Source organism: Mucilaginibacter sp. 320_HR (genome assembly GCF_059691875.1).
On record NZ_JCAWAI010000004.1, the window covers coordinates 345,691 to 360,276 of the forward strand.

Here is a 14,586-nt window from a genome sequence, read left to right on the forward strand (position 1 = left end):
TTTATTAGCGCAAGAATTTTACAAACCGTACAATATCTTAAAGCCGATTTATACGCATATTTACTACATTTGTTGCAAATACTATCTTTTCTATGTCCAATACTGCACAACTAACAATTGGTGATAAAACATACGAACTGCCTGTAATAGAAGGCACTGAAGGCGAGAAGGCGCTTGATATTTCCAAGCTGCGCGATCAAAGCGGGTATGTAACCCTTGATATTGGTTACAAGAACACCGGCGCCACAAAAAGTGCTATCACCTTTCTGGACGGAGAGGTAGGTGTACTAAAATATAGGGGTTACTCTATAGAGCAGCTTGCCGAAAAATCCACTTTCACAGAAGTAGCTTACCTGCTTATATACGGTGAATTGCCTACAGCCGACCAGCTGAAGAGCTTTGAACACCAGATAAGCTGCCATACCCTTGTGCACGAGGATATGAAGAAGTTTTTTGATGGATTCCCTTCAGGTTCGCACCCGATGGGTCAGCTTTCATCATTGATAGGGGCACTTGCAGCCTTTAACCCGGATTCGCTTAAACAGGGCCTTACGGCAGATGAAGTGAACCTGGAGATTATTAAGCTGATCGCTAAAATGAGCACCATTGTATCATGGATTTACAAAAAATCCCTTGGCCACCCGGTGATCTATCCACGCAATAAATACGATTACGTTACCAACTTCCTGCACATGACCTTTGGTCAGCGTACGGAAGATATAGAGATTGATCCGGTTGTTGTTGATGCGATGAATAAGCTGCTTATACTGCATGCCGATCATGAGCAGAACTGTTCTACCTCTACCGTGCGTATAGTTGGCTCGTCAGACGCTAATCTTTACGCGTCAATATCGGCTGGTATCTCTGCACTATGGGGCCCGCTGCATGGCGGCGCAAACCAGGCTGTGGTAGAAATGCTGCAGAAGATAAAGGCAGATGGCGGTGACGTAGACAAGTGGGTTGCAAAAGCTAAAGACAAGAACGACCCGTTCCGTTTGATGGGTTTCGGGCACCGCGTTTACAAGAACTTCGACCCGCGTGCTAAGATCATTAAAAAAGCATGTGACGATATCCTGGATAAACTGCACATTAAAGACGAAACGCTGGATATAGCTAAAAAGCTGGAAGAGGTTGCCCTTAGCGATCCATATTTTGTTGAGCGCAAGCTTTACCCTAACGTTGATTTTTACTCAGGGATCATTTATACCGCACTAGGCTTCCCTACCGAAATGTTCACCGTGTTATTTGCCCTTGGCCGTTTGCCGGGATGGATTGCTCAGTGGAAAGAAATGAAAACCAACAAAGAGCCTATCGGTCGCCCGCGCCAGATATATGTAGGCGCGGTGGACCGGGAATATACCGACATCAGCACCAGGTAAGCTTTACCTTTCAAACGGATAGAATGAATATAAAAGCCCGCATGCCGGGCTTTTTCTATGCAAACCGATGACGCCACGCGAACTGTTAAAGCAATTTTGGGGACACGATAACTTTCGGCCGATGCAGGAGGAGATCATTACCTCTGTGCTGAACGGTAAGGATGTGCTCGCGCTGCTGCCTACCGGTGGAGGGAAGTCGGTGTGTTTCCAGATACCCGCATTGGCTAAGGAGGGTATCTGCATTGTAGTATCGCCGCTGATCGCATTGATGAAAGATCAGGTAGAGAATCTGAAAGCAAAAGGTATCGATGCTATCTCTATCGTATCCGGCATGAGCAGGCGGGAGGTAGACCTTGCACTGGATAATTGCGTTTACGGTTATACCAAGTTCCTGTACCTGTCTCCGGAGCGGTTAATGTCTGAGCTGGTCCGCGAACGCATCAGGTACATGAAGGTAAATTTGTTTGCGATAGATGAGGCACACTGTATTTCGCAATGGGGTTATGATTTTCGTCCGCCATACCTGCATATTGCAGATATGCGTGAGCTGCACCCCAACGTGCCTGTACTTGCGCTTACGGCCACTGCTACGGCCACCGTAAAAGAAGATATCAGGGAAAAGCTTCTGTTTAAGCCCGGTAGTGAACTGTACCAGCAGAGCTTTGCCCGCCGCAACATTAGCTACGTAGTGCAGGATACCGAGAACAAACAGCGCAAGCTGCTGGATGTTGCTCATGGGGTAAAAGGCAGCGGCATTGTATACGTACGCACCCGCCGCGAAACTGCAGAAATAGTAAAATTTTACAACGATAATAACATAAAAGCCGATTACTACCACGCCGGCCTGAGTGCCGACGAGCGTGCCGAGAAACAGGAAGCCTGGAAAAATAACCGCAACCGCATCATAGTTGCCACTAACGCTTTCGGTATGGGGATAGACAAGCCCGATGTGAGGTTTGTCATCCATAACGAAATGCCCGACAGCCTTGAAGCATACTACCAGGAAGCGGGCAGGGGAGGCCGTGATGAGCAGAAAGCTTATGCTGTACTGCTTTACAACAACGCGGACCGTATAAAGCATCAGCACAGGTACGAGCAGAACTTTCCATCAGTGGAGGAGATAAGGCAGGTTTACCACCAGTTGGGCAACTATTGCCAGGTTGCTTATGATGCCGGCGAAGGTGCCAGTTTTGACCTGGACCTTGCTGACTTTTGCGCGCGATTCAAGCTTGATGCACTTAGGACACTTAATGCATTAAAGGTACTGGAGCAGGACGAATACGTAAGTTTCAACGAAAGCGTGTACCTGCCATCGCGGTTTAGATTTGAGGTGTTGAATGAGGAGTTGTATAACTTCCAGATACAGAACCCGGGATGGGATCCGTTCATTAAAACCCTTTTGAGATCTTACGGCGGCGCGTTCGAAAACTACGTGCCCATGAAAGAGTTTGATATCGCCCGCCGTAGTGGCACCAGCACACAGCAGGTGATAGAGGCATTAAAGCAACTGCACAGTGTCGGCTTGTTAAGCTACCTTCCTCAAACGGATAAACCCCAGCTTACCTGGTTAAAACCGCGCCGGCAGATCAAAAACTTGTACATAAACAAAGTGGACATTGATAACCGCAAAGCTGCTTACCGCGACAAGATGGAAGCTGTGTTTGCGTATGCCGGTCACCGCCGCTGCCGCAGCCAAATGCTGCTGACCTACTTTGATGAGCAAAACCCACCCAAATGCGGCGTGTGCGACGTTTGCCTTGACGAAAAGCGCCGCAAGAATGCCGACGAAATAGGAGAGAACATCACAGCAGAGATTGTACAGGTACTCACGGTAGAATCTGCTACACTTGATGAGCTAATGGGCCATCTCAGACTTGGTACTGAAAAAGAAAAGATAGAGACCATTCGGGGTTTGCTGGATGCCGGCAAGATCAAAACCGACGGAGAACGGTACTATCTCTGAAAATATCTTCTCTTTTCGCCGATCATTACACCCCTTTCGCCGACGTTATTGGGGTGTACGTCTATTCCACGATATTTTGCTGTAACGTTTCCCAAGTGGGGGCGTCATATTGGTGTATTTAAAAACGAGAAAATAATAAATCACTAACAATCAAAATATTAGGAATCATGAAAGCGAAATTCTTAACCATAGCAACCATCATCACATTAGCAACTGCAACCTTCACAACCAGCTTTGCAGCCGACAAAAACATTAAAGCACAGGAAGAAGTAAGTACCGTACTTTCTGTAGCACAGATCAACAAGATCGAGATCCGCGGTAACGTTGAACTCTTCGTTTCTGACGGCAGCGCCGACCAGGTGAAAGTTTATAACCGTTATTATGCCGAAAGCGCAATGGTACAAAACGAGAACGGCGTACTGCGCATTGCATCATACACCGACAAAAAACTGGTGGTTTGGGTAACTGCTGCCGACCTTCGCGCCATCAGCGCTTATGACAACGCTGAAGTGAAATCTTTTGGTAACCTGTCTAAAATTGACCTGGACGTAACCCTGAACAACAACGCTTCTGCACAGCTTAACCTGGATGCCTTTAAAGCAAGCATTACAGTTAACGACCGCGCTAAAGCAAACATCAGCGGTAACGTTAACGAGTGTGCCATCATCCGCGATCAAAGCGCTACCCTTAACCAAACAGACCTAGTTACCGTTAATAAAATGGAAAAAACCACCAACCTGTTCGTTCAGCCTAAGGCTGACGTAGCCAACGTTGCTACCCTGTAAGCACTACTTTTGCAAAAGTTCAACATATATTCATGAGAGGCCACCGCGCAAGCGGTGGCTTTTTTGTTGAATAATCAATCGCAAAAGTGTCCCGCTTAGAAAGCGGGACACCCGGGACACCAAAAACAAGCAAATTATTGAATTAAAGGTATTTAAGTTAAAGTAGCGGGACACCCCGGGACAGTACAAAAGCTTCAGGTGAAACTCGTAAATATTTTAATATTAGATAGTTAAACTAAATATCACCACTTTTGATTTTTGGAGTGGGACACCTTGGAAATGCGATAGCGGGACACCTCTTTCTGTACCGGGTAAAAAGATCCCGGCTTCAAAATGAGTAAATAAGCTAATACGGAGCTTTTGTGCAAACCAACCTTAACGAGTCTGCCGATAGGTTAGCTTTAGTAAGCATACCAAAGCTAACGCTGTCTCTAACTGTCCTATAATTAGAAACTTTAAAGGTTCTGTTAAATATTGTATTAATCGTTTTTATTTGTAAAAATAAAGTATCGTTTTGTTCATAAGCTGTCCATTTTCCTTGGTCATAGTTCTTTACTTCAGATTTTTCATAAGGAATTGGTAATAAGCAAGTGTGATTGTTGTATAGTTCGATGCTATTTGTTAATAAGTTCCAAGTCACTACCTTATTATTATAATAAGCCTTATCAACTACCCAGCCGCCGGATAGTTTTTTATCCGAGCTATTGCAGGAGAATACCGCAATGGGTAATAAAAGGAGATGAATAACTTTGATTTTAAGATTTGCTTTCATGTAAAAGGGTTATTGTGTCAACCTCTCCGCTGGTGCAAGTACCTTCTAGCTGCTAACGCATGGCGTCCTTGTTCCTCTAAAGTTATTACTATTCAGGTATAATCAGTATTACGCAATCCACATTTCCGCGCTGCATACCTACACCAACAAAGTCATTCGCCTTGCAAACTATTCTACAGGCGTTGTTGGTAACCGGCAACTCTCCAGGTACTTCATGCTATTGTTGATATTCAGGCGTGTCCATAAAATGTTATGGTCAGATAGCTGCCACGTTTTCCAGGTATGATAATAATCGAGCAGTTCGGCATCACTTTTTTCGGCTGCTTTTTTGCCTGCCGCTGTTTTCAACAGTTCCGCACGATAAGTCTCCAGGTCGTCCCCCTCGCTGGCTCAAGTATGCAGCGGTGGCGACAAGCATGGCGTACTTGTGCCTCTCTAACCTTCAATCCACCCGTTTGCTGTTTTGCTAGCCAACTACTGTAAAGGCACAAGTACGCTACCCACGTTCTCCCGCTGCATACTTGCGCCAGCATAGGGGGCGAAGGCCCTTTGTTGTCGTCATAACCATAGATTACCTGGAATGCTTTAAAGGTCTCCGGGAACTCCCTGAAAAACCTTTTTTCCGCTTTAACTGATCTTGTGTTTTGATACTGGGAATAAAGATCAGACAATAGTAAGCTCTTTGCTGTTTAGCTATAGAGTGGGCTGGTTAACAAACTGAAAAATGCTGCAAGCAATATTAAGTGCTTCAAATACTTCATCGTTAAAGGTTGGGTTAATGGTCGTGCTTCCACGCTCAATATAGCTATATTATAGCAGCATATTGTTTGGTCCGCTCGGTTATTTACAATCCGCCAAAAATTCTCTCCTTCTTTCGCCGATTACAATCCGCCGTTCACCGATATAAACCCGCTGTGTGTCTAGTTTACACTATTTGCCTGTAACGTTTAGAGCGGGGCATCGTCTTATTAGTGTATTTAGAAACATAAACAATTAAGCATTCAAAATCAAAATATTAATACCATGAAAGCAAAATTTTTAACCATCGTAGCTACAGTAGTTTTAGCAGTGGTTAGCACAACAGCAACAAGTTTCGCAAGCGAAAAAAATAACGACAAAGAAGTAAGCACCGTTTTAACAAACGTAAGCCACATCAACAAAATAGAAGTACGCGGCAACGTAGAACTTTATGTAAGCGACGGCACTGCCGACCAGGTAAAGGTTTACAACAAGTACTACGCGGAAAGTGCTTTGGTACAGGGCCAGAACGGTGTACTGCGCATAGCATCTTACAAAGCAGAAAAATTGGTGGTTTGGGTAACCGCTGCCGATCTGCGCGAGATAAACGCCTATGACGATGTTGAAGTAAAATCTTTTGGCAGCCTTTCAAAAATAGACTTTGACGTTAACCTGCACAACAATGCATCTGCTGCCTTAAACCTTGATGCTTACCGCACCAGCTTAACCGTAAACGATAATGCTAAAGTAACCTTAACCGGCAGCGTTAACGAATACAATGTTAGCTACTCAGAGTCGGCAAAAATCGTAAACGATAACTTCATCAGCGTAAACGAAACCAAAACACAAATACCTTCACGTTCAGCAAAAAGAGAGCTGGCCGTATTATAAAAGCACTTTCATAGTTCTCAATATATACATTGTAAAGGGCTGCCTCCAACCAGGAGAGCAGCCCCTTTTTCTGTTAACTAATTTCGGTAAGCCTAACATCGACGTACCTATGCCGCTACTTTGCAGGCGGCAGGTAATCTACGGGCAACATTTCTGCTACACGGCTTTTGCCCCAGTTGCCCTCAAAGCCAACGCTTGATGGGTTGAGTATTACACCGTTAGAATCGAAAAGGGTATATGGCGGGGTGAGGGTTAATATGCTGGTAAGGTAATTAGGCATAGAAAGAGATTGTATGGGATTGTTGTCGGAGCTGTTATCACGTATTTTAGTGTACATAAGGTAAAGGCAATCGGTGTATCGCAGTGCAAATATGCCTTTAACATCTGTAAGGCTGGCATAATCGGTAACCGGCAGGGGTTTATTAATCAAGGTTTGTATGTACTTGTCGCCGATACCATGATAGTCGGGGTTAAGCTTCCTGATCAGCCTGAGCGCCTCGAAACCTGTTGCCTGCACATCATTCCGTACTATCGACCGTAAAAAGTGCATAGATGAGCCTTCAAAAGCTATCCACCGGTTTTTGAGCCAGCGTTTTTTCTGTTTTTCCGAACCCCTCATTTCCTCAAACAGCGCTGATCCTTCAAAATACAGCGAACCGGCCTTGTAGTCTTTTACAAAAGTGCTGAGCAGGTACTTTATCTTATAACCAAGCGCTTTGTTCTCTATTTCGATGAAATCTGCTGAGGAGCCTGTAAGCTTGCGTTTCTGTTTATCAAACTCCAGGTCAACAACATCGGGGTTTAATATTTTACACTCCTTTGCTAATTTAGACATGCCAAGAAACTCCTCTTTAAATATCCGGTAGTTGTTTGCGCGGTCGGGATCGGGCCTTACCACCACCTCTTTAAGCTCATTGGTTTTCGGCGTTAGTTTTATATCGGCTAACGCTATGCTTTCAGCAGCAGCCATAACCGTTTGCCGGTGTGTTTCGTAGCCAACTACGGTAACAACCAGTTCATATTGCCCGGGCCTAACGTTGCGCAGTATAAATGTTCCATCTGCTGCAGATTTACCGCCCACCGTGGCGTTACTTAAAAAAACACTGGCATCTGCAACTGGGGCGTTGTTTGTAGCATTAACCAGCTTGCCGGAAATAGTTATTTGCCCCAGGCAGGCAAGCGGCAGTAGAAATAGCAGCGTTAAAAGACCTTTCATTGTTTAAAGTTAACTAATTTATTAGTTGATTAAGCTGTTTACTGTTAATTTGTTTTACCGTAACACAACTGGCGTTGTAGTTTTTTTTTATTTTAGATTTGTTGTAACTTCAATTTGGCCCATGTAGTCCAAAAGGCAAATACACATCCTTATCATGAAAAAAGCAATCCGAATACTTACCATATCAGCAGCAGTAATTAGCTTAATAAGTTTCTCGTCATGCAAAAGGTTCCGGCCTGTGCGGGGTTCGGGCGTATCTGCTACCGAGAAACGCACTGTTGTAGATTTTGAAAAGATTGATATCTCAGGCGGCTTTAACGTACATATCAGGCAGGATAGCTCGTCTGCCGTTACCATTACTGCTGATGATAACCTATTAAAATACATCAAAACCAGTGTAGAAGGGGGTAAGCTGCGCATTTACAGCACACGTAATTTCTTTGGCGGCAGCAACGTGAGCGTAAGTGTTGGTTTTAAACACCTGCGCGCGCTGGAAGCATCGGGCGGGGTAGAGGTAGTTGGCGATGGCCACATCAATACCGGCGACTTTGATTTGGACCTGTCCGGCTCTACCAACGTAAAACTAGATATTACGGCGGCCCGGGTACATACCGAAGGCAGCGGAAGCACAGAAATTTCGCTGAAAGGGCAGGCTACCTCACATGATATTGATATGAGCGGCAGCGGCAGCGTAGACGCGCTGGACTTTGTAGTGGGCAAGTATAACATCGAAACATCTGGCGCAAGCCATTGCCGTATAAATGTACTTACCGATTTAAGCGTACACACAAGTGGTTCCTCAGAAATTGAGTACCGTGGTAATCCGTCAAATGTAAACAGCGATAAATCAGGTTCATCTTCTATCACCAAAATTAACTAAAGGATTTTTGCGGAGATTGTAACGTTCCGGTGATATAAGCCGTCTTAGTGTAATAATAACACCTAACACTTATATCATAACATGAAAAAGTTCAAAAAATGGGCGGCGTACTTTGTCGTCCTCGTACTGCTGGTAATTGTATCGGCAGTAGCTTACGTAACGCTCGCGCTGCCAAATGTTGGTAAGCCGCAAAATCTCAAAATAGCTTACACACCTCAACGGATACAACGGGGCAAGTACCTGGCCAACCATGTGGCTGTTTGTATAGATTGCCACAGCAGCCGTAAATGGAACGTGTTTGCCGGCCCGATAGATACAAATGTTGTAGGCGCCGGCGGCGAACGGTTTGACAGCCGCGTAAGTTTTCCCGGCGTGGTTTATGTACCCAATATTACGCCTGCCCATCTAAAAGATTGGACAGATGGCGAACTTTACCGCGCCATAACCACCGGCGTAAAAAAGGATGATTCGGCTATATTCCCTATTATGCCTTACGGTTCCTTCGGTAAAATGGATCCCGAAGATATTTACAGCATAATAGCTTACATACGCACGCTTAAACCTGTCAAAACCCAATTCCCGGACCGTAAGCTTGATTTTCCGCTTAACCTGCTGGTGAATACCATGCCGCAGAAAGCACAGCCATCTGCAATACCTGCAGATAGTGATACCCTAAAATATGGCGAATACCTGGTAAAAGCAGCCGCTTGTACAGATTGCCACACCAAAGCAGTACAAGGCAAGCCTGTCCCTGGGATGGATTATGCCGGCGGTAATGAGTACGGACTAGGCAACGGGCGTTTGCTGCGCTCCGCTAACATCACCCCCGATAAGTTAACCGGCATTGGCAGCTGGAGCAAAGAGGCCTTTATAAACAGGTTTAAACAGTATGGTAATGGCGGTATAAAACCCGCAGCGGTGAATAACACCGATTTTCAAACCATTATGCCCTGGTGGCGCTACGGCGGCATGAAAGAAACCGACCTTGCAGCCATCTACACTTACCTTAAAACACTTAAGCCGGTAAATAACAAAGTAGTGAAATTTCAGTTGGTTACGGCTGTAAATAAATAAAATATATTCGTACTTTTGCAGCCCCAAAGCTGCCATGCAAACACATGGCAGCTTAGTTTATTTTTAAAATATCCGGTAAAAAAGATGAATATATCACAGGAAAAAATTGACAACCTGAATGCGGTTGTAAAAATCAACCTTGCCCCGGCAGACTATACGCCAAGGGTAGAGAAAGCTATTAAAGAACAAGCTAAAAAAGCAAAGATCCCAGGTTTTCGCCCGGGTATGGTTCCGCCTGCACACATTAAAAGAATGTACGGCAAGAGCATTTTGGTTGATGAAATAAACCACCTGTTGAGCGACTCGATGAACAATTACCTGGAGCAGGAAAAGCTTGAAGTACTTGGCCAGCCACTACCTAAACGCGGTGAGGAAGACAAAGAATACAACTGGGATTTTAACGACGATTTTGAGTTTAGCTACGAAGTTGGTTTAGCCCCTGAGTTTAACGTTGATTTTGATTCAAAAGATAAATTAACCCAATACGTTATTAAAGTTGATGACGAAACGCTGGAGTCGCGCGTTAAAAGCATCCGTCGTGCTTATGGCAAAATGACAAATCCTGACGTATCGGCAGATGGTGACGTGCTTTATTCTGAATTAGTGCAGCTTTCTCCGGATGGTAGTGTTTTTGAGGACGGTATAACCAACACCGCATCTGTTCGTTTAGACCAAATTCAGGATGAAGCCATTAAAGCTTCCCTGATCGGTCTGAAAAAAGGTGACGAGGTTACACTGGATATCCAGCAAGCTTTTAGTAACGACGCAGCTAAGGTTGCAGGTTTACTTAAAATTGAAGAGGATGCCGCTGCTGACCTTAAATCAAACTTCAAATTAACGGTTAAGAACGTTAACCGTTTAGATGAAAGCGATTTGAACCAGGAGTTCTTTGATAAATTATTTGGTGAAGGTACAGTAACTACCGAAGAAGGTTTCCGTGAAAAGATCACCGAGGAGCTGGAGACCATGATGAAGCAGGACAGCGAACGTAAGCTGCAGAACGACATCTACAATTACGCGTTGAACAAAGTGCAGTTTGAACTGCCTGATGAGTTCCTGAAACGCTGGTTGAAAGCTACTAACGAAAAACTTTCTGAAGAAGAATTAGAAGGTGGTTACAACGATTTTGCTAAGAACCTTAAGTGGACATTAATTGCCAATAAGATTGTAACACAAAACAACATCGATATTAAGTACGATGAGGTTTTTGCTTACGCTAAAGCAAGCATTGATCAGCAGTTCAGGGCGTACAGCCAGCAGGCTATCCCTGAGGATCAGCTGGCGCAGTACACTGTTCAGTACCTGCAGAACAAAGAGAATGCTAACAAGATATTTGAAGAAGTAAAAGCAGTTAAGGTTTTCGATCACATCAAGAGTGTTATCACACTTGATCAGAAAGAAATCCTGTTTACTGACTTTAACAAGCTGGAAGACTAAGCACTTTTTCTATATAACCTTTACCAAAAGCATTTGCCACAAGCAGATGCTTTTGTGTTTTTGGTACCAACCGAACAGCTGTTAATAACAAGGTGAATTAACCGGGTGATATATTGCCGGCATCACACACTGGTATATAAAGGAGGGATGGCGAACAAGCCAATTGTATTTTTACTTTTTACAAACTTTATACCTAAAAATCTATTCAACTAAGAACTATATTTATCGCAATTACCTAACAAGCACTATTTAAATCATACAACATATCATGAGTAGTAACATCGATAAAAATGAATTCCGTAAGTATGCTGTAAAGCATCACCGCATTAACAGTATATATGTAGATAAATTTATCGCCGGCGTTGACAGGGCCAAACTGCCAACCGGCATGACTCCGTATATTATTGAAGAGCGTCCGATGAACATCGCGCAGATGGACGTATTCTCGCGTTTGATGATGGATCGCATTATCTTCCTTGGAGATGCGATTTATGATAATATCGCAAACATTATACAGGCTCAATTGCTGTTCTTACAATCGGCTGATGCCAAACGCGATATCCAGATCTATATCAATTCGCCGGGTGGTTCGGTATACGCTGGCTTAGGTATTTATGATACCATGCAGTTTATATCAAATGACGTAGCCACTATTTGTACCGGTATGGCAGCATCAATGGGTGCTGTATTGCTGGTAGCAGGTGCAAAGGGAAAACGTGCAGCGCTGCCACACTCAAGGGTGATGATACACCAGCCGTCAGGCGGTGCGCAAGGCCAGCAAAGCGATATCGAGATCACGTATCACGAGATTACCAAGCTAAAAAAAGAGCTGTACCAGATCATTGCTGATCACAGCGGCCAGTCGTACGAGCGTGTTTGGGAAGCATCAGACCGCGATTACTGGATGATCTCTGAAGAAGCCAAAGAATTTGGTATGGTAGATGAGATCTTGAGAAGTAGCGCTAATAAATAATAATATTGAGTTCCGCCCCTGGTAACCAAGGGAGCGGAACCCACTGTTACTAAGATACGATTAGTTATTTTTGATAAACCAATTAAGAGATGAACAAAAACAGCAAGGAGATCAGGTGCTCATTTTGTGGGGCCGGTAAACAGGACTCCCTGATGCTGATAGCAGGCCTTGATGCACACATTTGTGATAAATGTGTGAACCAGGCTAATGAGATACTTGCCGAAGAGCTTAAAGTGCGCAAGGTCAAGTCGTCACCGGCTTCACCTGCGGTATTAAAGCCTTCTGAGATAAAAACACATCTCGACCAATATATTATTGGGCAGGATGATGCCAAGAAAGTACTTGCTGTATCGGTATACAACCACTACAAACGCCTTAACCAGCGTGTAGACAAGGATGAGGTAGAGATAGAGAAATCAAACATCATTATGGTGGGTGAGACCGGTACCGGTAAAACCTTGCTGGCCAAAACGCTTGCCAAGATACTGAATGTACCGTTTTGCATTTGCGACGCAACAGTACTAACCGAAGCCGGCTATGTAGGCGAGGACGTAGAAAGCATCCTGACCCGTTTGCTGCAAAGTGCGGATTATGATGTAAACCTTGCCGAACGCGGTATAGTTTATATTGATGAGGTGGATAAAATTGCCCGTAAAAGCGACAATGCTTCCATCACCCGTGACGTAAGTGGCGAAGGCGTGCAGCAAGCTTTACTTAAGATATTGGAAGGTACCATGGTGAATGTACCGCCTCAGGGTGGCCGCAAGCACCCGGATCAGAAAATGATAACGGTTAACACCAGCAATATTCTGTTTATCTGTGGTGGCGCTTTCGATGGTATCGATAAGAAGATAGCAAGCAGGTTGCGTACCCAAACGGTGGGTTACAAATTTAAACGCGACGACGCTGAAATTGACTTAAAGAACCTGTACAAGTACATTACACCGCAGGACCTTAAATCTTTCGGGCTGATACCTGAGCTTATTGGCCGCTTGCCGGTACTTACGTATCTTAATCCGTTGGATCGTGATGCGTTGCACAACATATTAACTGAGCCTAAAAATTCTTTGCTAAAGCAGTATAAAAAATTGTTTGAGTACGAAGGTGTGAAGCTTGAGTTTGATGCTGAGGTGCTGGACTTTGTAGTTGACAAGGCAATGGAATTTAAACTGGGTGCCCGCGGACTTAGGTCTATTTGCGAGGCTATAATGATAGATGCCATGTTCGAGTTCCCGTCGCAGAAGGATGTAAAGCGATTGAATGTAACGCTTGACTACGCACGCGAGAAGTTTGAGAAGAGCGACCTTAAAAAGTTAAAGGTGGCTTAACACAAATCTCGATCTAAAAAGCTATATTTGTAATAATACGACGCGGCCCTGGTGATAATATCACCGGGGTTTGCTGTATAAAAACGTTACTGAACGCCCCTAAAGGAATTCGCCGATAGGATAAAAACAGGAGAAAAAAAGATGAACGAAGAATTAGATGTAAAAAAAGAGGAAACAACAGACGCCAAGAAAGTAAAAGAAGTACAATCCCCTGTAAAATCTGGTTTAAAAACCAAAGAAGCCATAGTAGCCAATTGGCTGCCCCGCTACACCGGCCGGCCGCTAAATGCTTTTGGAAAATATATTATCCTTACAAACTTTTCTAAATACCTGCAGCTGTTTTCGCAATGGCATGACAACGCACCAATTATGGGGCTTGACAAGCCAATGCAAAGCGTTACCGCAAATGGTATAACTATAATAAACTTTGGTATGGGCAGCTCTGTAGCTGCTACAGTAATGGACCTGCTTACCGCTATACACCCCGAAGCCGTAATATTTCTCGGCAAATGCGGGGGCTTAAAAAAGAAGAACAACGTAGGCGACCTTATCCTGCCCATAGCGGCAATAAGAGGAGAGGGCACATCAAACGATTACCTGCCTGCAGAAGTGCCTGCACTGCCTTCTTTCGCGCTTCAGAAGGCTATATCTACTACTATACGCGAGCATTCACGCGATTACTGGACAGGTACCTGCTACACCACTAACCGCCGTGTTTGGGAACATGATAAAGACTTCAAGAAATACCTTAAAGATCTTCGTGCAATGGCGATAGACATGGAAACTGCGACCATCTTTACAACCGGCTTTGCCAACAAGATACCAACCGGTGCATTGCTGCTGGTTTCTGACCAACCGATGATACCTGAAGGCGTTAAAACTGCCGAAAGCGACTCTAATGTTACCGAGCAATATGTAGAAACACACCTGCGCGTAGGTATCGAATCGCTTAAGCAACTCATCAATGGTGGGTTAACGGTTAAGCACCTGAAGTTTTAATTAGGTTCATTGCCGATGCGAAGCAACTGTCGACGAACCAGTGCCCGCAAGCATTAATGATTGCCACGCCATCGCTCGCAATGATCTTTACCACGGTCATTGCGAGATACGCAGCGATAATCGACTGACAGGTAGGCGACGAGCATCGATG

13 protein-coding genes are annotated in these 14,586 nt (G+C 44.5%); 10 read left to right on the forward strand and 3 right to left on the reverse strand.

The window, feature by feature from the left end; translation table 11 throughout:
- Positions 1-92 precede the first annotated feature (92 nt).
- From AC59GT_RS16205 to AC59GT_RS16215, 3 genes are all read left to right on the forward strand, one after another.
- Complete coding sequence (locus AC59GT_RS16205; protein ID WP_497238595.1) at positions 93-1,379, forward strand: citrate synthase; 1,287 nt, start codon at positions 93-95, stop codon at positions 1,377-1,379.
- Between the two features lie 67 nt (positions 1,380-1,446).
- Complete coding sequence (locus AC59GT_RS16210) at positions 1,447-3,342, forward strand: RecQ family ATP-dependent DNA helicase (RefSeq protein ID WP_497238596.1); 1,896 nt, start codon at positions 1,447-1,449, stop codon at positions 3,340-3,342.
- A 167-nt stretch (positions 3,343-3,509) separates the two neighbouring features.
- A complete protein-coding gene (locus tag AC59GT_RS16215) occupies positions 3,510-4,127 on the forward strand; it encodes a GIN domain-containing protein (RefSeq protein WP_497238597.1) in 618 nt (205 codons plus the stop codon).
- A 346-nt stretch (positions 4,128-4,473) separates the two neighbouring features.
- Here AC59GT_RS16215 and AC59GT_RS16220 read toward each other — a convergent pair whose 3' ends face one another.
- Both AC59GT_RS16220 and AC59GT_RS16225 read right to left on the reverse strand, forming a co-directional pair.
- Entirely contained in the window at positions 4,474-4,899 is a 426-nt protein-coding gene (locus AC59GT_RS16220) for a hypothetical protein (RefSeq protein ID WP_497238598.1), read from the reverse strand.
- Positions 4,900-5,067: 168 nt separating this feature from the next.
- Positions 5,068-5,247 carry a hypothetical protein gene (locus AC59GT_RS16225; RefSeq protein WP_497238599.1) on the reverse strand — a complete coding sequence of 60 codons (180 nt, stop codon included), beginning with the start codon at positions 5,245-5,247 and terminating at the stop codon, positions 5,068-5,070.
- 675 nt (positions 5,248-5,922) lie between these two features.
- On the opposite strand from AC59GT_RS16225, the gene AC59GT_RS16230 reads away from it, so the two are divergent.
- Complete coding sequence (locus AC59GT_RS16230; protein ID WP_497238600.1) at positions 5,923-6,528, forward strand: GIN domain-containing protein; 606 nt, start codon at positions 5,923-5,925, stop codon at positions 6,526-6,528.
- 115 nt (positions 6,529-6,643) lie between these two features.
- Here the strand turns inward: AC59GT_RS16230 and AC59GT_RS16235 are convergent, their stop codons facing one another.
- Positions 6,644-7,744, reverse strand: coding sequence for a carboxypeptidase-like regulatory domain-containing protein (locus AC59GT_RS16235; protein ID WP_497238601.1), 1,101 nt, complete (start codon positions 7,742-7,744; stop codon positions 6,644-6,646).
- Between the two features lie 154 nt (positions 7,745-7,898).
- Here AC59GT_RS16235 and AC59GT_RS16240 point away from each other — a divergent pair, with 154 nt between their 5' ends.
- From AC59GT_RS16240 to AC59GT_RS16265, 6 genes are all read left to right on the forward strand, one after another.
- Positions 7,899-8,624, forward strand: a complete 726-nt coding sequence (locus AC59GT_RS16240) for a head GIN domain-containing protein (protein ID WP_497238602.1) — start codon at positions 7,899-7,901, stop codon at positions 8,622-8,624.
- Positions 8,625-8,705: 81 nt separating this feature from the next.
- Positions 8,706-9,698, forward strand: coding sequence for a c-type cytochrome (locus AC59GT_RS16245; RefSeq protein WP_497238603.1), 993 nt, complete (start codon positions 8,706-8,708; stop codon positions 9,696-9,698).
- 84 nt (positions 9,699-9,782) lie between these two features.
- Positions 9,783-11,135 carry a trigger factor gene (gene tig, locus AC59GT_RS16250; protein WP_497238604.1) on the forward strand — a complete coding sequence of 451 codons (1,353 nt, stop codon included), beginning with the start codon at positions 9,783-9,785 and terminating at the stop codon, positions 11,133-11,135.
- A 268-nt stretch (positions 11,136-11,403) separates the two neighbouring features.
- Positions 11,404-12,108 (forward strand): ATP-dependent Clp endopeptidase proteolytic subunit ClpP, encoded by a 705-nt coding sequence (clpP, locus tag AC59GT_RS16255; protein WP_497238605.1) that lies wholly within the window; start codon positions 11,404-11,406, stop codon positions 12,106-12,108.
- A gap of 89 nt (positions 12,109-12,197) precedes the next feature.
- On the forward strand, positions 12,198-13,436 hold the full coding sequence (gene clpX / locus AC59GT_RS16260) for an ATP-dependent Clp protease ATP-binding subunit ClpX (protein WP_497238606.1): 1,239 nt from the start codon (positions 12,198-12,200) through the stop codon (positions 13,434-13,436).
- A 141-nt stretch (positions 13,437-13,577) separates the two neighbouring features.
- A complete protein-coding gene (locus tag AC59GT_RS16265) occupies positions 13,578-14,435 on the forward strand; it encodes an AMP nucleosidase (RefSeq protein ID WP_497238607.1) in 858 nt (285 codons plus the stop codon).
- The last annotated feature ends 151 nt before the right edge of the window (positions 14,436-14,586 follow it).